This is a genomic window from Gluconobacter albidus, assembly GCF_002005485.1.
In the GTDB taxonomy this organism is placed as follows: Bacteria; Pseudomonadota; Alphaproteobacteria; order Acetobacterales; family Acetobacteraceae; genus Gluconobacter; species Gluconobacter albidus.
Genome location: NZ_CP014689.1, coordinates 2,404,787 through 2,425,764, shown reverse-complemented (window position 1 = coordinate 2,425,764; position 20,978 = coordinate 2,404,787). Strand labels below are relative to the sequence as shown.

The window sequence follows — 20,978 nt, the reverse complement described above, 5'->3', positions numbered from 1 at the left end:
GCATGTCATTGTCCCGCTTCTTCATTGACCGGCCCATCTTTGCGTGGGTTATCGGTCTGATTATCATGCTCGTTGGTGGCGTTGCGATCACGCGCATGCCGATTGCGCAGTATCCGAACATTGCACCGCCCCAGATTGCCATTTCGGTCATGTATCCGGGTGCATCTGCCGAGACGGTGAACAATACGGTTGTCCGCCCGATCCTTCAGCAGATGTATGGTCTGGACCATCTCGAGTATCTGTCGGCTTCGTCTTATGCGAGCGGACAGATGGAGATCGACCTGACGTTCGAGCAGGGTACGAACCCTGATATCGCGCAGGTTCAGGTCCAGAACAAGCTCCAGCTGGCCCAGCCGCGTCTGCCGGCGGAAGTCACGGCGCAGGGGCTGAGCATCACGAAGGCGACCAAGAACTTCATGATGGTCGTGGCCTTCATTTCCGAAGATGGCAGCATGTCCGGGCAGGACATCTCGGATTATGTCGCGTCCAACATTTCCGACCCGCTGTCCCGTGTTTCGGGCGTGGGCGATCATACGCTGTTCGGCTCAGAATATGCGATGCGCGTCTGGCTGGACCCGTCGAAGCTCTACAATTTCGGCCTGACGGTCGGCGATGTCCAGTCCGCCATCCAGGCGCAGAACATCCAGGTTTCTTCGGGTGAGCTGGGTGGTCTTCCGGCCAAGAAGGGGATCGGGTTCGATGCCACGATCATTGGTCCGACCCGTCTGAGCACGCCTGACCAGTTCAAGGAAATCCTGCTCAAGGTGCAGCAGGATGGCAGCCAGGTGCGTCTGAAGGACGTGGCGCGGGTCGAGCTGGGGGCGCAGAGTTATGCTCTGGGATCGTCTTACAACAACCATCCGGCCGCCGCGATGGCGCTCAAGCTGGCGCCAGGCGCGAACCAGCTCAAGACCGAGGCTGCCGTTCGTGCGCGTCTGGGTGAGCTGAGCCGTTATTTCCCGCAGGGTCTGAAGCTCGTTTATCCGCTGGATACCGAGCCATTTATCACGCTCTCCATTCATGAAGTGGTCGAGACGCTGATCGAGGCGATCGTCCTCGTGTTCATCGTGATGCTGATCTTCCTGCAGAACTTCCGCGCCACGCTGATCCCGACGATCGCCGTGCCGGTGGTTCTTCTGGGAACGTTCGGGCTGATGTCCATTGTGGGTTACAGCATCAACACGCTGACCATGCTGGCCATGGTGCTGGCGGTCGGCCTGTTGGTCGATGACGCGATCGTGGTGGTCGAGAACGTCGAACGTGTGATGACGGACAAGGGGCTGTCACCGAAAGAAGCGGCCCGTGTCTCGATGGACGAGATCTCGGGTGCGCTTGTCGGCATCGTGCTGGTGCTGACGGCGGTGTTCCTGCCGATGGCGGCCTTTGGTGGTTCCACGGGTGTGATCTATCGCCAGTTCTCCATCACGATCGTCGCGGCCATGTGGCTGTCGGTTCTGGTGGCGATGGTCATGACGCCCGCATTGTGTGCGTCCATGCTCAAGCCGACCCACAAGGGGCATGATCGTGGACCCGCAGCCTGGTTCAACCGGACGTTCGATCGTATGACGAACGGTTATATCGGGGGCGTAAAATGGCTGATCCGTGTGCCGGTCGTCAGCATGCTCGGGTTCGTCCTGCTCACGGCGCTGGTCGGGTTCCTGTTCATGCGCGTGCCGGGGGGGTTCCTTCCTGACGAGGATCAGGGAATCATCTTCGGACAGGTCACGATGCGCAACGGGGCGACCGAAGCGCAGACGGCGGCCGTCAACCGCAAGATTACCGACTACGTTCTCAAGACCTACGGCCAGTATGTTGAGTCCGTCTTCACCATGACGGGCTTCAGCTTCGCGGGTCAGGGGCAGAGTGCGGGTGCGTTCTTCATCCGTATGAAACCCTGGGACCAGCGTCCGGGCTCTGCGCATACCACCATGACCGTGTCGCGCGAGATTATGATGCATTTCTGGATGGATCCGGAAGCGCAGATCTTTGCCGTCAATCCGCCTGCTGTGATGGAGCTGGGCAATGCGACCGGTTTCGATCTGGAGCTGGAAGACACCGGACATCTGGGTCATGAAGCGCTGCTGGCCGCGCGAAACCAGATCCTGAGCGAAGCAGCGAAAAATCCGCTTCTGATGGCTGTTCGTCCGCTGGGTATGGAGGATGCGCCGCAGTTCAAGCTTGATATCAACCGTGAGCGCGCCAACGCTTTCGGCCTGACGAATGCGGATATCAACACGACGATTGAAGGTGCGTTTGGCTCCATCTACGTCAACCAGTTCATGCGCAATGACCGCGTCAAGCAGGTCTATATCCAGGGCGAGCCCTGGGCGCGCATGACGCCGGAGGATCTGAACCGCTGGTATGTCCGCAATGCGACGGGAACGATGGTGCCGTTCAATGCCTTTGCTTCGGGGGTCTGGGTTAACGGTCCGCAGAAGGTCGAGGACTATAACGGTCTGAACTCCTACGAAATCCAGGGACAGCCGGCCGTGGGCGCAAGCTCGGGTCAGGCGATGACGGAAATGGAGAAGCTTCTGGCCAAGCTGCCGCGCGGCATCGGTTATGAGTGGACGGGTCTGTCGTTCGAGCAGCTTGCTTCGGGTGGATCGACCGGGCCGCTTTATGCTCTGGCCGTTGTGGTCATCATGTTCTGTCTGGCGGCGCTTTATGAGAGCTGGGCCATTCCGTTCGCGGTGCTGCTCGTGCTTCCGCTCGGCGTGCTGGGTGCCATCGCATCGACGCTGGGACGCGGGTTGGCCAACGACGTCTATTTCCAGGTCGGGCTGCTCACGACGGTGGGTCTGTCGGTGAAGAACGCGATCCTGATCGTGGAATTCGCCAAGGCCTTCTTCGAAAGTGGCGAAACTCTGGAAGACTCGGTTCTGGAAGCCGGGCGTGAGCGTCTGCGTCCGATCCTCATGACGTCGATCGCCTTTGTCTGTGGTGTGTTTCCGCTGGCGATCGCGACCGGGGCTGGCTCGGCAGCGCGCGTGGCGATCGGAACCTGTGTCGTGGGTGGCATGCTCTCGGCAACGCTGCTGGCGGTCTATTTCGTCCCGGTCTTCTTCGTTGTGGTGCTGCGTCTGTTCCGTGTGAGCCGGGTCAGGGACCGCAAGGACCCGTATGCCCATCTGGACAACAAGGCGGCGCCTGTCGCTGAAGGGGAGCACGGAGCATGAAGGCCCGTCTCGGACTGACTTCCGGATTTGCCGGAATGCTGATGCTTTCGGCCTGTAACATGGCGCCGGTTTACCACCGGCCCACGCAGGCCATCCAGAACAGCTACCCCGCGGATACGGCATCGAGGAACACGCCTGCGGCTCAGGCCGCGTCCAATCTCGGGTGGGAGGATTTCTTCACCGACCCGCGGCTGAAGGCGCTCGTGGCGCTGGCGTTGAAAAACAACCGCGACATCGCAGCGCAGCTTGATGCTGTGGGCGTGGCGCGCGGCCAGTACGAGATCCAGAATGCCTCGCTGTTTCCGATCATCTCGGCTGGCGGACAGGGGCTGTTCATGGCGCCATCCGATACGGCAGGTTTCTCCTTTGCGCCTGGCGTTGGCGAGCATATCTCAACCCTGCGTCTGTATCAGACGTCGATCGGATTTTCGTCTTACGAAATTGATCTGTGGGGCCGCATCCGCAACCTGACGCGTCAGCAGAAGGAAACGGTGCTGAACAACGTCGAGAACGCGCGGAACGTTCTCATCACGACGGTCTCGCAGATCGGGACGACCTACATCCAGTGGCTGGCTGATCGCGAGCAGCTCCGGGTGACGCGTGCCACGCTGGCGTCCGAGCGCGATACCCTGCGGCTGACCCAGCTTTCCTATGACAATGGCGAAACGGATGCGCTGACGCTGGCGCAGGTCAAGACACAGGTCGAGCAGGCTTCCGCCTACGAGGCGCAATATACGCGCGCTCTGGCGGATGACGAGCATGCGCTTCAGCTTCTCGTCGGCTCGCCGCTGCCCTCGACCTTGCCGGAACCGGCGCCCTTCGGATCGCAGACCATGATCACGGATCTGCCGGAGGGCCTGCCTTCGGATCTGCTGGAGCAGCGGCCGGACGTCCGTGCGGCAGAGCATACCCTGCTGGGGGCCAATGCCAATGTGGGTGCAGCGCGCGCGGCGTTCTTCCCCCGCTTTACGCTGACGGCTTCGGAAGGCACCAGTTCGCTTCAGTTCCGCAAGCTGTTCACGCCGGGTGCCGAAACCTGGAGCATCTCCCCGTCCATCAGCATTCCGCTGCTGACCTGGGGGCAGAGCGAAGGGAACCTGATGATGGCCAAGGCGCAGTCCCGTCAGAATGCGGCGCAGTATGAAAAGACCGTACAGTCGGCGTTCCGTGAAGTTTCGGATGCATTGACGGCACGGGAAACCTATACGACCCAGCAGCGCCACATGGATGAGCTGGTGGCGCAGTCGCAGCAGGCATTCGATCTGGCCAACATGCGCTACAAGGCCGGTATCGACAGCTATCTGACCACCCTGACGCAGCAGCGCACCCTCTATCAGGCGCAGCAGAACGACATCATGGTCAAGGCCGCAAGGTTCCAGAATATTGTAACATTGTATCGCGCACTCGGGGGTGGCTGGAGCCAGAAGACAGTTTCGCCTAAGGTGCCCGCACAAACGCACTGACCGGAGAGCATCATGCGCAGGTTGATTGTCCCAGTACTGGCCGTTCTTGCCGTTTCAGGCGCGGCCCTTGGTACGGCCGTGGCGCAGGATGCGGATGACGGTCCCAAGAAGCCGAGCATGCACGACCTGTATCACAACTCGTCGCTGCCCAAGAGCCATGCCGATTTCAGCCGGTATCGGTATCGCCCGGCAGGGGACAAAGTGATCGAGCAGCCGGATGCCTTCCGGCTGCTGTTCCAGACGAAGGACGGTCAGCCGGACGGTTATGCCGAACGGCGGGGAACGTCTGTTTTTTATTACGACCGCTACGGCAAGCTGCGTCAGATCCAGCCTCTGCCGGAGGATGAGCCGGCTGATTAATGTTCTGGCCTGAAAAAAGCCGCTCTGAAAATTCAGAGCGGCTTTTTTTGATGGAGGTTCAGAGGGCGGACTGGATGCCGCTCAGCCAGAGGCTTCGGGTTTCCAGAGCCGGTATCCGTTGATCGCCAGTACGACAAAACCGGCATAAAGCAGGGCTGTCGGATAAAGACCGCGGGTGAGGAACAGGGCCACATAGGCGCTGTCCACCACGATCCATAACAGCCAGGTTTCACGATAGCGCATGGTGTCCCAGTACTGGGCGAGAATGCTGTAGGCCGTGAGGGTGGCGTCCGTGACGGGTGTGGGATCGTTGGTGTAGCGGGTGAGAACAAACGCCCAGGCAGCGCTTCCTGCGCCGCCGCAGAGCAGTCCTTTCAGGAGCGTGGGGACTGTAGGGCGGCGGACGTGGATCCGGCCATCCGGTTTCGCCATCTGGCGCCAGTGTTGCCAGCCGTAGACGACATACAGACAGAATGCGATCTGAAGCCCGGCATCGGCATAAAGCCGGGCCTGAAGGAAAATCCAGGAATACAGCCCTGCCGCGGCCAGAGACACAGGCCAACAGATCATGCTGCGCCGCGATGTCAGCCAGACGGCCAGCGCGCTGAGGACGGCGCCCAGAATTTCGATCAGGGACATGGCGCTGTCTGGAGAAGATGCGTCAGCTTGTGCAGGAACTGCTGGCCTGTGGGGGACGAGAACCAGTGGGCGTGGCCCAGAAGATAGTCCGTATAGGCGGCTTTCACTCCGGCCTTGTCATGAACCAGTGTCTCGTAATAGGCGACTTCGGACAGGGCATATTCGACGTGAACGAGTGGCAGAAAAAGGGGTGCCAGACGGCATTCTTCCGCCGAAAGGGCGTAATGTGTCCGATAGCCTGACAGGAAGGCTTCGAGGCGCTCGAGGCTGACAGGACAGTCGTTTTCGGGTTCGAGCCATGCGATGGCGGTGCGTTCGATGGCGACTGCGAGATCGTAGGCGGCGCAGGTGCGGTCCGACATGCCGAAATCGAGAATGCCGCAGACCTGCGCTTCCGGGTCGGTGCCGGTCCAGAACAGGTTTGACGGGTGCCAGTCGCCATGTCCCCAGCGGGGCTGGATTGTGCCGAGATGCGCCTTCAGCTTTTCATGAAAGGGCAGAAGGGCCTGCGGGAGATCGGCGCGCCAGCGGTGGTGTGTCAGGGCTTCGGCAAGCCCGGCCTGATGGGGGAGCCAGCGTTCCAGCCCGGTCATCAGGTTGGAAGATGTGATGACCTCGAAGGTGGAGAGAAGCGGGCGGCGGGCAGGGCGCGCAGGGGCGTCGAAGCTTCTTGACGCCTGGTGAAGCTGGCCCAGACGCTGGCCAGCGGAAAAGGCGTGGCGGGCGTTGTGGAACGGTTCCCAGGATTGCACGGTCTCGTACAGGTCATGTCCGGGCATGATGGAAAAGACTTCGTAGGCGGATCCGTTGAGATCGAGTGCGGCATCCCCGTTTTTGGTGCGCCATGTCTGGCCGACAGGAACCCCCTGTTCGGCCAGATGCGTGATGAAGCGGTGTTCTTCCGCAAGGGCTGTTGCATCGCGCAGGCAATGATCGTGGCGTTTGAGGAAAACGCGGCTGCTATCCTCCAGCAAAACGACGCCCGTGGAGGAAAAGGGGCGTCGTCCGTGCCAGATGACCTGCCGCGCGGGGGAAGGAAGCGGAAAACGGGAGAGGACGTCGCGGGCTTCGGCGTCCGACAGTGCGGGCCAATCCCGTCTGCTTTCGGGACCATTGACGCCGAACTGTCCGGAAGCCTCCGCCATGCTCAGAACCCCGTCGAAGCGGTGAACAGGGCTGCAAACCCGCCGCCGATGAAGTAGCTCGGGGCACTTCCGGCGATGGTGGTGCCATACACGCCGGTCGTGTCCTTTGCATTCATGGTCGGACTGGCCACGCCGGAAAGGTAGTGTTCGTTTGTGATGTTAATGAAGTTCATCCGCAGGGTCGGCTGATGCAGATGGATATGGTCCGAAAAGCGGTAGCCGATGGCGAGATCGCCGGTCGTGTGATCCGAAACGCGCTCGTCATTCGTGAACGTCGCGTACTGGTGGCCGGTGTAATGCACGGTGGCGACGCCGAAGATGTGTCCGTCGTCATAGCTCAGCCCGGCCGCGGCCTGAAGGGTCGGGCTGCGGACGGCGATGCGGCCGCGGGTGCGCAGCAGGTCGCCGCCCGACATCAGGTCATTGTCGATCGTGGCATGCAGGTACTCGCCTGAGACATAGGGGCTGAAATGATGCCAGGGACGCAGGCCGATTTCCACGTCCACGCCGCGGGAGGTCTGGCCACCTGCGTTCATCGTCGTGCTGACGATGGAGCCATTCTGGACGGCCTGCGTGGAGATCTGGCGGTTGGTGAAGTTGTAGTTGAACAGCGTCAGGCTGCCGATGATCCAGCGCCCCGTGCGGCGGTATCCCAGTTCTTCGGAAATGGAATATTCGTTGCGGACATCGGCCGATCCGGTTCCGTACATTTCGCCCGAAGAGGGGTCATAGGTGTTGTACAGCGAGCTCTGATCCGGGGCGCGGAAATTGGTCGTGGCGTTGAAGAAGATCTGGTTTTCCGCGTCAATGCGCCAGCGCACGCCGAGGCGGGGCAGGGGCTCCATGCTATTGGAGCCGACATGGTATTGCGGGCCCGGCATGCTGTTCGTGCCATCGCGGTTCATCATGACGGCCTTGAACCCGAGGTCGATGGCCAGATGGTCATGCAGCAGGGACATGTGGTCGCCGATGAACAGCGCGTTGGTTTGTGAAATGGTGTGGAAGCTGCCGCCCAGAAGGCGTTCGCCGTTGGGCAGGCGGATCACGTCGCGGCCGTTTTGCGCCCAGATGTCCGGCGCATAGCCGTTGGTCTGGACGGCCGTGAAGGGCTGCTGTTCGTTGTCGTCGCCATAATCATACCAGTACCCCAGAACGAAATCGTTCCAGCCGGTTTTGTAGTGAAGCGCACTGGTAAAGCCGGAGCGGTAGCTGCGCTGGGTGTAATCCGCGCGAACAACGCCCACGCCGTCCTGCGCGCCGGGGAGGTTCAGAGTGTCCGACAGGGCCTGTGTGCCTTGGTAAAGTCCGGTTTCGGACAGCGTGCTTCCGCCCGGCCAGTTGCCATAGGCAAGCTGCGCGTAGGGTGTGACGTCCAGGGTCAGATGGTCGGTCAGGGTCAGATGGACCGGCGCGCCGCCATAAAGCGTGCGCTCTCCGTCCCGCCACAGACGCCAGTAATTCGCGCCGTTTTCCGGATTGCTGCTGTCATAATGGGCCAGCAGGTTGTTCTGGCCTTTGATCCCATCCGATTTCCATGTGTCCATGGTGGGTTCGGGATACCAGCTCGTGATGGTTGTGTTGAAGGTGCCGATGAGGCTGGCGCGGTTGCCCTGCCCCCATTCCTTGAGAAACTTGAAATCGACATGCTGCTTTTCGTCGCGTCCTGGCCCGCGCCAGTTGTCGGTCGCGCCGTGGGAGTAGGAGACGAAGCCACGGATGCCGGTATGGGCGATGTCGCCGGTGTCGAGGCGGATGAATTCGCGGTTGGTGTTGTAGGACCCGTAAGACACGCTGGCGTCACCCCCCGCTTTTTTGGCGGGGTCGCGGAAGGTCAGGTTCATCAGGCCCCCGGCGGCGTTCAGGACCGGACTGTCCAGATCGGCCGAGCCCTGCGACAGGGCGATTTCCTGATAGTTCTCACTGTCTGCGAACTGGCTGGGCGTGCCGGAATAGGCGGCGACATCGTTCAGCGGCATGCCTTCGAGCACATAACCGATGGCGCTGTTATCGAGCCCGCGGACGGTGATGTCGGTATTGGGAGAAAACCCCATCGGGTCGGACGAGGACACATTGGCGCCGGGCAGCATGGCAGCAAGCTGGAAGGCCGTGGCCATGGGGGCCTGTTTGGAAATGAAATCCTGACTGACGGTACTGACTGATTTCACGCCGTCCTGCGGATGGATCAGGCCGCCTCCCGGCTGGTTTCCGGGCGCGCTGTCTGGAATTCGGTGGACGACGATATGCTCGGCCACGTGTTCGGCCGGGGCGGTGCGGGGCGCATTCGTGGCTGGGGAGGCGGGGGCTGTCTGATGGGTTTTCGGGCCGGTCGTATCGGCTGCATGGGCGACGGACAGGCAGACCGTGGTGCCGAGCAGGGCCGGCAGGATGCCATGATACCGCAGGCGGGGTGCAGCAGAATTTCCGTGGTGTCCGTGGGCCATGATGGAACGCGCCTCGCCTGCAAGCAATGGGAGTTCAGCGCTGACAGGAAAGGTTCAAGCTGCTGGCTGGCTGGATCATGAGAATGCGTCCGTCAGGCAGCGACCACCATCCCTCCGCCAGTGTGAACTGGATCAGGTTCAATGGGTCACTGCGCCCTATGACGGACAAGCATCATGCCAGCAGAATCTCAGCCCCTTGCCGGGGCTCCCCACGGTGAAGCGTCACAGATCGTCCGGGGACAGGAAATTGTCAATATGAGCAGATTTTGTCCGCGCAGTGCAGATGGAATGTTGCAAACAATTTCGAGAGCATTCTTCATTCTTTATTAATAACGACATGTATAGTTTTCAAAAAACATCACGCCAGTGTCCAAGCAGTGCGTGAGAGCTGAGCTCAATAAAGGCGATCATGTTAAACTGGATTGAAAAAACCGCCTACGTCCGACAGAAAATCAAAGTACTTTTTGCGATTCTTGTCATGATTGCCTTGGTGCAGTTCGTGGTGGAGCAGCTTTGCGAGCATCTGTTTATTCATTACCGGCATGAACAGATGCTGTCGCAGTGCATGGGGCTGCTGTTTCAGGTTGGACTGACACTTCTGATCGCCCGGTTCGCCATTCATGTAATTGCCGTGCCTTTCGAGCAGATTACCGCTGCGACGGAGAAGGTCGCGGGCGGCGCTCTCAACATCACCATTCCGTGCCTTCATCACCATGACTGTGCGGGGCGGCTGGCGCGCTCGCTTCAGATGTTCCGTGAAAACAGCCAGAAGCAGTTGAAGCTTCAGGAAAACTCTGCGGAAGAAGCACGGGATGCAGCGCAGATCCAGAAGGAACTGTCCGGCCGGAGCGAGCGTATCCGGAGGGTGCAGGATGAGACGATCGGGACCATCTGTGCCGGACTGGAGATTGTGAAGGAAGGGGATCTGACCTTCACGTTCGGCGGCGGTTTTCAGGACCGGTTCGAGGAATTCCGGCAGAATTTCAACACGCTCATCCAGATCTACCGGACGGCAATCGCCAAGATTTCCGATGCGACCTCCGTCATCGCCAACGGCACTTCCGAAATTGCGTCAGCCTCTACGGAACTGAGTGGACGAACGGAACGTCAGGCCATCACCTTGGCCCAGTCTGCCGCCTCCATCAACAGCATCACCCAGACGGTCGGAAAAACGGCGCGTTCTGCGGTAAGGGCGCGTGAAACGGCTCTTGAAACGCGGGGACAAACCGTCGTGGTTTCGGAGATCATGCATTCGGCCAACCGGGCCATGGGCGAAATCCGGACGTCGTCACGGCAGGTCGAGAGTATTCTGGGCCTGATTGAGGAAATCGCGTTCCAGACCAATCTTCTGTCGCTGAATGCCGGGATCGAAGCGGCCCGGGCGGGAGAGGCCGGTCAGGGTTTTGATGTTGTGGCCAAGGAAATCCGGGCTCTCGCGCAGCGCTCCGCCAAATCGGCGCAGGATATCCGCAACATCATCACGTCTTCGGGCCGGCAGGTGGAAGAGGGTGTCCAGCTTGTCGGGGATGCGGACCGCTCGATGAAGGTCATCAGTGAGCATGTGGACGGGATCACGTCGCTGCTTGAAGACATCTCCCGCTCCACGACGGGCGAGGCCGAGAGCCTTGAGACGATTAACAAGGCCATCAACGAAATGGACCAGATGACGCAGCGCAATGCCGCGATGGTGGAAGAGGTCAACGTGGCCTGCCGGAATCTGAGCAACGAGGCGAAGGATCTGTTCGCTGAACTGTCCAAATTCCGTTTCAGCCCGGCACAGTCCGCAGGCAGGAGACCGGGGTCCATACCCCGTGAACTGGTTCCGGCCGGTTTCTGAGGCTTTTCAGGAAAGTGAAAGACGCATTTTCCTGACATGTCTCGACATCGGAGCCGATATTCCCGACACTGACATCCATGGTTGTCAGTCCGCTCTTTCTTTCTGCGCTGAATGACAGGGCCTGCCCATGATGGGCGGGGCCTTCCGGTCTCTGGGGCGGCGGAATTACCGCGTCTGGGCCATGGGCGCGCTGGTTTCGAATATCGGAACCTGGATGCAGATGACAACTCAGGACTGGCTGGTCCTGACGGAACTGACCCGGCAGGATGCAACGGCAGTCGGGATTGTTACGGCGCTTCAGCTTGCCCCGCCCCTTCTGCTGATTTTCTGGACCGGAAAAATTGCCGACAGGGTGGAGAAACATCGCTTCCTGCTTCTGACGCAGGCCGCACTGGGCACACTGGCCATCGCACTCGGAACTCTGGTGGTGACCGGAATGATCCGGTTGTGGGAAGTGGATCTGTTCGCCTTCCTGAGCGGATGTGTTGCGGCATTTGACAGTCCGGTCCGACAGATTTTTGCTGGTGAACTGGTGGGCGAGGAAGACCTGCCGAATGCGGTGGCACTCAATTCCGTGTCGTACAATGCCGGTCGCATGATCGGCCCCGCGGTAGCCGGGTTCTGCATTGCGGAACTGGGTTCGGGGTGGTCGTTCATCCTCAACGGGTTTTCATTTTACGGCGTGCTGATGTCGCTTCTGTCCCTGCGGGCGCAGGATTTGCACCGTCTTTCGTCCCGCAAACCGGAAAGCGCGCATCAGGAAAAGCAGGATCTGCTGTCGGGGGTGCGGTATGTCTGGAAGCGCGATGATCTGCGGACCATTTTGTTCATGCTGTTTCTGCTGGGCGCTTTCGGACTGAATTTCCCGATCTATATTTCGACCATGGCCGTCAGTGTCTTTCATGTCGGGGCGCATGGTTACGGGGTTCTCAATTCGGCGATGGCGGTGGGGACGATTACGGGCGCGCTGTTCGCTGCCAGCCGCAGGACCATGAAATTTTCGGCGCTGCCGCAGGGGGCGGTGGTGTTCAGTCTGGCCTGTCTGCTGGGCGCGCTTTCGCCTGGATACTGGGCCTTTGCGGTCACGCTGGTCATGGCGGGCATGGCGTCCCTGACGTTTACGGCGGTGAGCAACAGCTACATGCAGCTTGCGACCGATCCGGGCATGCGGGGGCGCGTGGTGTCGATCCGTTTTGCGGTTTTCGCGGGGTCCTCGCCGCTGGGGGCGCCGCTGGTTGGGATGGTGGCCAACTCGCTGGGGCCGCGCTGGGCGCTGGGTGTGGGGTCTTTGTCCGGGATTCTGGCAGCGGGAGTGGCGCTGCTTTATCTGCACCGTACCCAGGCGGGGAAGGAGACGGTATCCTGATGGGGCGCAGGGGCTGGGTTGTGCGCGGGCTGGCGTTTGGTGCGGTTCTCCCGGGTCTGTTTCTGCTCTGGATGGGGTTCGTGGCGTTTCGGGGGCTGTCAGCCGTGCCGGAGCGTTCTGAGATGGCGGTCATTTTCGGGACGGCGGTGACTGCGAAAGGCACGCCCCGGCCTGCGTTGCAGGAACGGTTGCAGGAAGGACTGCGGCTCTGGCGCGCCGGGCTTGTGCGGACTGTGATGGTGAGTGGGGCGATCGAGAGCGGCAATCATCGTGATGAAGCCCGGATCATGGCGGACTGGCTGATGGAGCGGGGTGTGCCGGAGGCCGCCATCATTGTGGATTCGCACGGGAACAATACCTGGTTGACGGCCCTGCATGTCGCGCGTCTGCATCCGCAGGGCGCGGTCGTGGTCACGCAGTGGTTTCATATCCTGCGGGCGGAATGGGCGCTGGGCCGGGCGGGCGTATCGCCGGTTTCGGGTGCGGCGCCGTCCCGGTTCCGGCTGGCGGAGCTCTGGTATCTGTTTCGGGATTCCGTGGCGCTTCCGGTCTACGTCCTGACGAAAGCGCCGGCTGGCTGACTCAGTAGGGAACGCCGATCTGTTCGATGGCTGTGGCAAGGGAAGGCGCCAGCGGCATCATGGGAGCCAGTGTGGACTGATAGGCGTGATACAGATCGCCTTTGCCTTTGTAGATCGTCTCGGTGGGTTCGCCTTCAGGGCTGACTTCGTTGAACCAGCTTCCAAAATCCCGGTCGATCAGGGTCGTGTCGATATAGTCCCAGATCGTGCGGTACCAGTGCTCGTAATGAGGGTTTCCAGTCCGCTTGTAGAGATTGATGGCAGCTGTCAGTGCCTCGGCCTGTGCCCAGTGGATGCGGCTGCGGTTATGGGGGGCATGCTCCCAGTTGATCGTGTAGAGCATTCCCGGTCGGCCATCGGCGTTCCAGCCGGTGTTCATCCCCGTTTCGAACAGCGCCTGCGCGTCGTGCAGCATCCAGTCCGGGGCCTCCAGGCCATGACGGAGCAGGGCGGCTTCGAGTTTCAGGGTCAGATGCGCCCATTCCACGAAATGCCCCGGCGTCATGCCATAGGGGCGCAGGTCGTCGTTGGGTTTGTCGCTGTGGTACTCGCGCATGAGGGTCCAGTTGCGATCGAAATGCTCCGGCATGGCGAAGCCCTGCCCGGCGGCCAGTTCATGCACGAAGCGGGTGACGATGCGCCGGGCGCGCTGCAGCCACTTCACGTCTCCGGTGACGTCCGCCAGAGCCATGAAGGCTTCGGTGGAGTGCATGTTGCTGTTTGCGCCCCGATAGTTTTCCTCGTCCGACCAATCCGGAGCGAAGCTCTCGCGCATGACGCCTTCGTCCTCGCTCCAGAAATGGGTGTCGATCTGATGGGTGGCGTCTTTGAGCAGTTCGCCTGCGCCCTCCGCTCCGATCAGGACGGCTGAAGAGGCGGCAAGGGCGACGAATGCGTGGAGATAAGCCTGTTTGCGGTCATTGTCCTTGTCCGCGAAATGCTGCCAGCCGCCATGGTCGTCATCGCGGAAATGCGTGCGCAGGGCGTGGATGCCATGCGCGACAAGTGGTGCGCTTCCGGGAAGGCCCTGCAACTCGGCCAGTGCATAGGCGTGAACGCAGCGTGCGGTCAGGGTGGCTTCGGGTTTGGCGTTTTCGGGAAGGGTGCCTTCCAGATCCAGTCCTGCGAAACCTCCGTTGACGCAGCCGCCCTTGCTGAAATCCAGAAGACGGCGACCCTGCATTTCCAGCCAGGCCCGGTGTGAGGGGCGGCGGATCCAGCTGTCGCGGCTGAGAAGGGTAGGCGAAAGGCGATCGGTCATGAGGCGCTCCGGGCAGGTCTACGGATTTAGTCATCAGGACGTTTCAGACGCGCCGGGGTTCCGGAGCAGCACACACAGACATGAACCTCACGAAGATGCGCACGGATGCGGATGTGGCTTGCGTCGCGCGATGGCTTTGCCGATACATGACAGTATGACTGAGCGTTCTTCGATCATTGTCGCCCCCAGCCTTCTGGCTGCTGACTTTTCCCGCCTCGGGGAAGAGATCGCCTCCATCGCGCGTGCGCCGTGGCTCCATCTTGATGTGATGGACGGGCATTTCGTGCCGAACATCTCGTTCGGCCCTCCGGTGATTGCGGCACTGCGCAAACATACTGATGCGAAATTCGACGTGCATCTGATGATTGATCCGGTCGATCCGTATCTGGAAGCGACCGCGAAAGCCGGTGCCAACCATATCACGGTCCATGTCGAGAATGCGCCCCATCTGCATCGCTCGCTCCAGACCATCCGCGCTCTGGGCTGCCGTCCCGGTGTGGCGATCTGTCCGGCGACGCCTGCCGTGGCGCTGTCGGAGGTCATGGATCTGGTGGACATCATCCTGGTCATGACCGTCAATCCCGGTTTCGGCGGACAGAGCTTCCTCGACAGCCAGCTCGCCAAGATCCGGACGCTGTCGGAGATGATTCGCAAGAGTGGCCGCGAGATCATCCTTGCCGTGGATGGCGGCATCGACCCGCAAACGGCGCCACGTGTTGTGGAAGCAGGGGCGACCATGCTCGTCGCAGGCTCGGCGATTTTTGGAAAAGAAGACCGGGACGCGGCGATCCGGGCGCTTGAAGGACCGTTCGTGGAACAGACGCCCGGATGACAGGCAGTCGCTGGCTTCGCGGTCTTCGTCTTTCCCTTGCCCGTCTGCCGTTTGGCGCGCCTGCCTCCGAAGGGCCGGTGCACGTGTTTCGTGATCCCTGGAAAGGGGATGCTGAGCAGGGTGCGCGCCTGATTGGCGGGAAGTTCCGTTTCGACCGGCACGATTATGTTCTGCCCAGCGGCAACTGGGAGCGTGGCTCCTGGCCCGAACCGGCGCGGGAATGGCTGCACGGGTTCGGCTGGCTGCGGGACCTGCGGACGCTCGGGAGCGACAGGGCCCGCCTGACCGCGCGCGGACTCGTCAGTGACTGGCTGGCGCATCCGCCAACCGATCCTCTGGTCCGCGATGCCTGTGTGACGGGATCGCGTCTGGCGTCGTGGCTGTCGAACCATGAGTTCTGTCTGGCATCCGCCGATCCGCGGCTTCAGCAGCGTCTGATGGAGCGGATGCTGGTGGAGGGGCGGACCATTGCGGCCCTTCTGCCGCTGCCGCCGCAGGGTGCGCGCGGGTTGATGGCCTTCCGTGGGCTTCTGGCCGCCGCGATGGCGATGCCGGAGCAGACGGGATTCATGTCACGCTTTCTGCGCTATCTTCCGGCGGAGCTGGAGCGTCTCGTTCTCGCCGATGGGACCGTGATCGAGCGCAGTCCCGAGGCTCAGTTCCTGGTGGCGCGTGAGCTGGCGGAAATGTCCGTCATGTTCCGCACGGCCCATGCGACTGTTCCGCCGTTCATCGACCGGGCTCTGGACAAGGTCTGTCCCGTTCTGCGGGCCATGCGGCATGGAGACGGGGGGCTTGCGGTTTTCAACGGGGCGAACGAGCGGCACAGTGCGGCGGTAGAGGATGTTCTGGCGCAGGGATCGCGCCAGAAGCTGATCGCGCCTGCCATGCCGCAGGGCCGCTTCACGCGGCTTGCGCTCGGGAAATCGCTGCTGATTGTCGATAGCGGACCGCCTGCTCCGGCGGGTTTCGATAAAACCGCCCATGCCGGAACGCTGTCTTTCGAGTTCTCGCATCAGCGGCACCGTCTGTTCGTCAATTGCGGCAGTGCCGTGATCGGGGCGTGGCGGGACGCCATGCGCAGCAGTGCTGCCCATACGGTTCTTGTCGCGGATGGTCTGTCTTCGGCGGATTTCGGGCCTGATGGCGGCATGACGCGCCGTCCGGTCACTGTCTCCTGCGACCATCAGACGGACGGGACCGCCCACTGGCTGGACTTGTCGCATGACGGCTATCACGCGCCTCTGGGTGCGAAATGGACGCGGCGTCTGTATTTCGGTGCTGATGGTGAGGATTTGCGGGGGCAGGAACTGATCGACGGCGAACGCAATATCGACTTTGCGATCCGTTTTCACATCCACCCGGATGTGACGGTGACGCAGGATGACGAGGACATCATCCTTCAGGTCGGCGGGACGATCTGGCGTTTCAGGCAGCGAGACGGTGTCGTGCGTCTGGAAAACGACGTGTATCTGGGGCGTGGAAAACGCGAAATCTGCCGCCAGATCATCATCACGCCGCAGCCGGTTGCTGAGGTTGCGGCCCCGCCTGAGGGTGAAAGCGCGCCCGAGCCTGAAAAATCCGCCGCAGCGCAGAAGCCCGCCAAACGGACCCATCAGAGCGTGACATGGCTGCTCGAACGCATTCCGGAATAGGCCGTTTCGTGTCCAGAGTGCAGGCGTGAAGATCCTCGAAATCACGAATGTGGATTTCGCGCTCAGGCAGTTCCTGCTGCCGCTGATGCGGGAACTGCGCGAAGCCGGGCATGATGTTCAGGGGGCCTGTGCCGAAGGGGCCCATCTTCAGGTCGTGCGGGCCGAGGGCTTTACGGTGCACGGCGTTCCGATGGCGCGATCGCTCTCGCCGGTTGCCCAGTATCGGGCATTTGTCGCGCTGCTGCGCCTGATCCGGCGTGAAAAGCCGGATTTGGTTCATGGCCATATGCCCATCAGCGGGATTCTGGCACGGTTTGCCGCCCGGCTCTGCGGGGTGCGGATCGTGGCCTATACCTGCCACGGTTTTCTGTTCAACCAGCCGGGATCCTGGCGACGCCGGATGCTGTCTCTGATGCTGGAATGGGCGGCGGGGCGCATGACGGATCTGTACATGACCGTCTCGCGCGAGGAAGCGCGGGATGCGCGCCGGCTGCATCTGAACCGCCATCCCATCGCCATCGGCAACGGCCGGGACCCGGAACGCTTTCATCCTGACCCGTCCGTCCGGGCCCGGATACGCGAGGAGCTTGGGGTTCCGCAGGATCGGCCGGTGGTTATCGTGGTGTCGCGTCTGGTGCGGCACAAGGGTCATCCCGAACTGCTGCGGGCGATGGAAGATGTTCCGGATGCCGAACTGTGGGTCGTTGGCGAGCGTCTGCCTTCGGATCACGGGGCGGATCTGACGGCGCCGTTCGAGCGCGCAGGGGAGCGTCTGGGACCACGTCTGCGGATGCTTGGATATCGGGAGGATGTGGCCGAGCTTCTGATGGCGGCGGATATTTTCGCACTCCCCAGCCATTTTGAAGGTCTGCCCATGTCGGTCATCGAAGCGATGCTGAGCGGGCTGCCGGTCGTGGCGACGGATGTTCGCGGACCTAGAGAGCAGGTCGTGGACGGGACAACCGGATTTCTGGTGCCCCCGGGCCTCTCCGCCCCGCTTGCCCGCGCCCTGCGTCTTCTGGTGCAGGACGCGGCATTGCGAGACGCCATGGGTAAAGCCGCAAGACGACTGGCGCTGGAGACTTATGACGAGCGTCGTATTCTCCGGCATGTCGTGGCCCTGATGGAAAAGACGGCGTCCGGGCATACTCTGGGCGGCCAGAGAGCCTGAGACTATTTTGTTTTTCCAATTTTCTTTGATGAATACTTGAAAATCATCTTTTCAAATCACGATCAGATATTGGTATTACTATCAGGACTAAAATACTCTGGTTATGATGACTTCGATTCTCCCGTAAACTTGTCTTTTGTTTTTGTGTTGTTTTCATGAGACTGTGATCACACGCGTTGACTGAAGACAAAGGTATTCCCATGAAGGTCGGTCTGTTTGTTCCATGTTATGTGGACATGTTTCACCCCGAGACAGGAATTGCGACTCTGGAATTGCTGGAGCGTTTCGGATTGTCCGTTGAATATCCTGTCGATCAGACATGCTGCGGCCAGCCCATGACCAATACCGGCTGCGAGCGCGAGGCGGCCAAGACGGAAGAACTGTTCGTCCGCAATTTCGGGAAATACGATTACATCGTCACACCCTCCGGAAGCTGCACCAATCAGGTGCGCAACAACATGACGGCCATCGAACAGACTGATGCCGTCAAACACGTTCGCAGCCGCACCTATGAACTGGTCGAATTCCTGCATGACGTTCTCAAGGTCGATGCGTTTCCCTGGGCCGAGTTTCCGCATCGTGTTGCCCTGCACAACAACTGCAACACGCTGCGGAACCTGCGGATCGCCAGCATGAGCGAACGTCGGGAAGAGCCGTTTTCCAAGCCGAAGGCGCTGCTGGGGATGGTCAAGGGCATTGAATTCGCCGATCTGACGCGCCCTGACGAATGCTGCGGTTTTGGCGGAACGTTCTCGGTGTTCGAGGAAGGCGTCTCGGCCAAGATGGGTCAGGACAAGGTCACGGACCAGCTCAGGTCCGGGGCGGAATATGTCACGTCCTCCGACAGTTCCTGCATGATGCATCAGGAAGGCTGTGCGCGGCGGATGGGTGCCAATCTCAAATACATTCACATCGCCCAGATCCTGAATGGAGCACGCGCATGACCGCCGAACTGCATGAAGAGCTGACGGACCCGCATGGCGAACAGCTCGATCACGGCGCCGCCTCATCCCGGCCTCTGAAGTCCCGGATTTCGGAACCCCAGCCGCGGGGCGCGAAAATCCGTGGCAACCGGCCCGTTGACCAGTCCGAAGCTGCGAACCGCTTCATGGCCGCGACCGAACACGAAGCCATGCATGACGCGCGCCTGTGGGATTTGCGCCAGAAGCGCGACAAGGAAATGCATGGGATCGAGGAATGGGAAGAGCTCCGGAACCTCGCCTCCGGCATCAAGGAACACACGCTTTCAAAGCTCGATTACTATCTCGAACTGTTTGAGAAGAATGCGACGGCCAACGGAATCAAGGTTCACTGGGCGAAGGACGGGGCCGAGCATAACGCCATTGTTCTGGAAATCCTGCGGAGCAGGGGCGTCGAGCGGCTGATCAAGAGCAAATCCATGCTGACGGAAGAATGCGGCTTCCGGGAGTTCATGGCCCACAATAATGTCGAGGTCATCGAGACGGATCTTGGCGAACGCATCCAGCAGCTTGATGACGAAGCGCCGAGCCATGTGGTGGTTCCGGCCGTGCACAAGCTGCGCACTGATGTCGCTAGCGTTTTTGCCAAAACGATCGGCTCCGACCCTGACAATGCCGATGCGCATTACCTGACAGAATGTCAGCGCGAGGCTACGCGCCCGCTGATTCTCTCGGCGCAGGCCGGGATGACGGGCGGTAATTTCGTGGTTGCGGAAACGGGAACGTTCGTTGTCTGCACCAATGAGGGCAACGCGGATCTGTCCGCCAATACGCCGCCGCTGCATATCGCGTCCATCGGGATTGAGAAGCTCATTCCCGGCCTGAATGAGTTGCCCGTCTTTATCCGGCTGCTGTCGCGGAGCGCTCTGGGGTCCCCGATCACACAGTATACGTCGCATTTTCGCGGCCCGCGTGAGGGTGGCGAAATGCATGTCGTGCTCGTGGATAACGGGCGTTCCGAGCGTCTGGGGATGGAGAAGTTCTGGCCGGGGCTGAAATGCATCCGCTGTGGCGCCTGCATGAACACCTGCCCGGTGTTCCGGCGCAGCGGCGGGCTGAGCTATGGCGCGACCTATGCCGGGCCGATCGGGCTGATTATCGACCCGACCTTCAACGTCCATAAATACCGCAACCTGCCATATTCCTCGACGATGAACGGGAGCTGCACCAATGTCTGTCCGGTGAAGATCAATATTCACGAACAGATTGCGGACTGGCGCAAGACGTTGGCGGGCGAGGGGGAAATTTCTCCGGTCAAGAAGGTCATGATGAAGGCGGCGAGCGAGGTTCTGGCATCGCCTGTGGTCTATCGGGCGAGCCTGCCTCTGGGGCGGAGCGCGCTGCGGCACCTGCCGCATTTCATGCTGTACAACAAGCTCAATACCTGGGGCCGCAAGCGCGACATTCCCGAAACGCCCAAACAGACGTTCAATGAATGGTATCGCCGGAACCGGAAGTCGCAGGGCGAAGGAGAAAACTCATGAGTGGATCACGCGAGGCCATTCTGGGAGCAATCCGCAGCACTCATCTTCAGGGCGAGCATCCCCGCCCTGCGGTGCCGCTGTTCGATCAGGCAGCCCCAGCCGATCTGAAGGCTCTGTTCCAGAAGTCTCTGGAACGTATGGGCGGAAAGATGCTGCTCACGGATGTGGCTGATCCGATGGCGCCCGTGCGGCAGGCCATCGTCAAGCCGGGGCCTGTCGTGTCGTGCGTGCCGGAGTTTGAGGGGGATATGAAAATCACGCCTCACACGAAGCCCACGGATATCGCGCCGGTCGAATATGCTGTTCTGCGCGCGGCGTTTGGCGTGGCGGAGACCGGGTCGCTATGTTTCACGGAAAAGCAGCTTCATGTGAACACGACGGGCTTTCTGCCGCAGCATCTGATCGTCCTGCTGGACCCCGCCCAGATCGTTTACAACCTGCATAATGCCTATCAGCGTCCGGAATGGTTGCAGGCCCATTATGCCGTATTCCAGAGCGGCCCGTCAGCGACGGCGGATATTGAAGGTGTTCTGGTGCATGGCGCCCAGGGTGTGCGGTCTCTGAGCGTTCTGTTCCAGCCCTGA

The 20,978-nt window shown here is 60.9% G+C and carries 16 protein-coding genes and 1 riboswitch; of the genes, 12 read left to right on the top strand and 4 right to left on the bottom strand.

The genetic code is table 11. The annotated features are described in order from the left end of the window. Positions 1-2 precede the first annotated feature (2 nt). Genes A0U94_RS11060 through A0U94_RS11050 form a run of 3 tightly spaced genes read left to right on the top strand, consistent with a single transcriptional unit; the run spans position 3 to position 5,002 of the window. Positions 3-3,179: an efflux RND transporter permease subunit gene (locus A0U94_RS11060; RefSeq protein ID WP_077803397.1), complete on the top strand. Its 3,177-nt coding sequence runs from the start codon at positions 3-5 to the stop codon at positions 3,177-3,179. After that, a complete protein-coding gene (locus A0U94_RS11055; protein WP_062028637.1) occupies positions 3,176-4,642 on the top strand; it encodes an efflux transporter outer membrane subunit in 1,467 nt (488 codons plus the stop codon). The genes A0U94_RS11060 and A0U94_RS11055 overlap by 4 nt, the downstream gene beginning before the upstream one ends. 12 nt (positions 4,643-4,654) lie before the next feature. Then, entirely contained in the window at positions 4,655-5,002 is a 348-nt protein-coding gene (locus tag A0U94_RS11050) for a hypothetical protein (RefSeq protein ID WP_062028635.1), read from the top strand. Positions 5,003-5,083: 81 nt separating this feature from the next. On the opposite strand, the gene pnuC is transcribed toward A0U94_RS11050, so the two are convergent. Genes pnuC through A0U94_RS11035 form a run of 3 tightly spaced genes read right to left on the bottom strand, consistent with a single transcriptional unit; the run spans position 5,084 to position 9,227 of the window. Then, complete coding sequence (gene pnuC, locus A0U94_RS11045) at positions 5,084-5,641, bottom strand: nicotinamide riboside transporter PnuC (RefSeq protein WP_077803396.1); 558 nt, start codon at positions 5,639-5,641, stop codon at positions 5,084-5,086. After that, positions 5,632-6,786 (bottom strand): phosphotransferase enzyme family protein, encoded by a 1,155-nt coding sequence (locus A0U94_RS11040; RefSeq protein ID WP_077803395.1) that lies wholly within the window; start codon positions 6,784-6,786, stop codon positions 5,632-5,634. The genes pnuC and A0U94_RS11040 overlap by 10 nt, the downstream gene beginning before the upstream one ends. A gap of 2 nt (positions 6,787-6,788) precedes the next feature. After that, positions 6,789-9,227, bottom strand: coding sequence for a TonB-dependent receptor (locus tag A0U94_RS11035; RefSeq protein WP_149026760.1), 2,439 nt, complete (start codon positions 9,225-9,227; stop codon positions 6,789-6,791). 92 nt (positions 9,228-9,319) lie between these two features. Next, positions 9,320-9,449, bottom strand: a riboswitch (TPP riboswitch). 187 nt (positions 9,450-9,636) lie between these two features. Here A0U94_RS11035 and A0U94_RS11030 point away from each other — a divergent pair. From A0U94_RS11030 to A0U94_RS11020, 3 genes are all read left to right on the top strand, one after another. Further along, positions 9,637-11,064, top strand: a complete 1,428-nt coding sequence (locus tag A0U94_RS11030) for a methyl-accepting chemotaxis protein (RefSeq protein ID WP_077803394.1) — start codon at positions 9,637-9,639, stop codon at positions 11,062-11,064. Between the two features lie 127 nt (positions 11,065-11,191). Continuing rightward, positions 11,192-12,430, top strand: a complete 1,239-nt coding sequence (locus tag A0U94_RS11025; RefSeq protein ID WP_077803393.1) for an MFS transporter — start codon at positions 11,192-11,194, stop codon at positions 12,428-12,430. Further along, on the top strand, positions 12,430-13,011 hold the full coding sequence (locus tag A0U94_RS11020; protein WP_149026759.1) for a YdcF family protein: 582 nt from the start codon (positions 12,430-12,432) through the stop codon (positions 13,009-13,011). The genes A0U94_RS11025 and A0U94_RS11020 overlap by 1 nt, the downstream gene beginning before the upstream one ends. Position 13,012: 1 nt before the next feature. Here A0U94_RS11020 and A0U94_RS11015 read toward each other — a convergent pair whose 3' ends face one another. Then, positions 13,013-14,272: an AGE family epimerase/isomerase gene (locus A0U94_RS11015; protein ID WP_077803392.1), complete on the bottom strand. Its 1,260-nt coding sequence runs from the start codon at positions 14,270-14,272 to the stop codon at positions 13,013-13,015. A gap of 154 nt (positions 14,273-14,426) precedes the next feature. Between A0U94_RS11015 and rpe the strand changes: the two genes are divergently transcribed. From rpe to A0U94_RS10985, 6 genes are all read left to right on the top strand, one after another. After that, positions 14,427-15,104, top strand: a complete 678-nt coding sequence (rpe, locus tag A0U94_RS11010) for a ribulose-phosphate 3-epimerase (RefSeq protein WP_077803391.1) — start codon at positions 14,427-14,429, stop codon at positions 15,102-15,104. Continuing rightward, positions 15,101-16,759, top strand: a complete 1,659-nt coding sequence (locus tag A0U94_RS11005) for a heparinase II/III family protein (RefSeq protein WP_077803390.1) — start codon at positions 15,101-15,103, stop codon at positions 16,757-16,759. Before rpe ends, A0U94_RS11005 begins: the two co-directional genes overlap by 4 nt. A 25-nt stretch (positions 16,760-16,784) precedes the next feature. After that, positions 16,785-17,930 (top strand): glycosyltransferase family 4 protein, encoded by a 1,146-nt coding sequence (locus A0U94_RS11000; protein WP_062108111.1) that lies wholly within the window; start codon positions 16,785-16,787, stop codon positions 17,928-17,930. Between the two features lie 200 nt (positions 17,931-18,130). Further along, complete coding sequence (locus A0U94_RS10995) at positions 18,131-18,874, top strand: (Fe-S)-binding protein (RefSeq protein ID WP_062028656.1); 744 nt, start codon at positions 18,131-18,133, stop codon at positions 18,872-18,874. After that, entirely contained in the window at positions 18,871-20,394 is a 1,524-nt protein-coding gene (locus tag A0U94_RS10990) for a lactate utilization protein B (protein WP_077803389.1), read from the top strand. Before A0U94_RS10995 ends, A0U94_RS10990 begins: the two co-directional genes overlap by 4 nt. Beyond that, on the top strand, positions 20,391-20,978 hold the full coding sequence (locus A0U94_RS10985; RefSeq protein ID WP_062028615.1) for a LutC/YkgG family protein: 588 nt from the start codon (positions 20,391-20,393) through the stop codon (positions 20,976-20,978). Before A0U94_RS10990 ends, A0U94_RS10985 begins: the two co-directional genes overlap by 4 nt.

Excerpts from the sequence above, each read along its gene's own strand:
- A0U94_RS11060 (WP_077803397.1), top strand. The coding sequence starts at position 3 with ATGTCATTGTCCCGCTTCTTCATTGACCGGCCCATCTTTGCGTGGGTT.
- A0U94_RS11055 (WP_062028637.1), top strand. The coding sequence starts at position 3,176 with ATGAAGGCCCGTCTCGGACTGACTTCCGGATTTGCCGGAATGCTGATG.
- A0U94_RS11050 (WP_062028635.1), top strand. The coding sequence starts at position 4,655 with ATGCGCAGGTTGATTGTCCCAGTACTGGCCGTTCTTGCCGTTTCAGGC.
- pnuC (WP_077803396.1), bottom strand. The coding sequence starts at position 5,641 with ATGTCCCTGATCGAAATTCTGGGCGCCGTCCTCAGCGCGCTGGCCGTC.
- A0U94_RS11040 (WP_077803395.1), bottom strand. The coding sequence starts at position 6,786 with ATGGCGGAGGCTTCCGGACAGTTCGGCGTCAATGGTCCCGAAAGCAGA.
- A0U94_RS11035 (WP_149026760.1), bottom strand. The coding sequence starts at position 9,227 with ATGGCCCACGGACACCACGGAAATTCTGCTGCACCCCGCCTGCGGTAT.
- A0U94_RS11030 (WP_077803394.1), top strand. The coding sequence starts at position 9,637 with ATGTTAAACTGGATTGAAAAAACCGCCTACGTCCGACAGAAAATCAAA.
- A0U94_RS11025 (WP_077803393.1), top strand. The coding sequence starts at position 11,192 with ATGATGGGCGGGGCCTTCCGGTCTCTGGGGCGGCGGAATTACCGCGTC.
- A0U94_RS11020 (WP_149026759.1), top strand. The coding sequence starts at position 12,430 with ATGGGGCGCAGGGGCTGGGTTGTGCGCGGGCTGGCGTTTGGTGCGGTT.
- A0U94_RS11015 (WP_077803392.1), bottom strand. The coding sequence starts at position 14,272 with ATGACCGATCGCCTTTCGCCTACCCTTCTCAGCCGCGACAGCTGGATC.
- rpe (WP_077803391.1), top strand. The coding sequence starts at position 14,427 with ATGACTGAGCGTTCTTCGATCATTGTCGCCCCCAGCCTTCTGGCTGCT.
- A0U94_RS11005 (WP_077803390.1), top strand. The coding sequence starts at position 15,101 with ATGACAGGCAGTCGCTGGCTTCGCGGTCTTCGTCTTTCCCTTGCCCGT.
- A0U94_RS10995 (WP_062028656.1), top strand. The coding sequence starts at position 18,131 with ATGAAGGTCGGTCTGTTTGTTCCATGTTATGTGGACATGTTTCACCCC.
- A0U94_RS10990 (WP_077803389.1), top strand. The coding sequence starts at position 18,871 with ATGACCGCCGAACTGCATGAAGAGCTGACGGACCCGCATGGCGAACAG.
- A0U94_RS10985 (WP_062028615.1), top strand. The coding sequence starts at position 20,391 with ATGAGTGGATCACGCGAGGCCATTCTGGGAGCAATCCGCAGCACTCAT.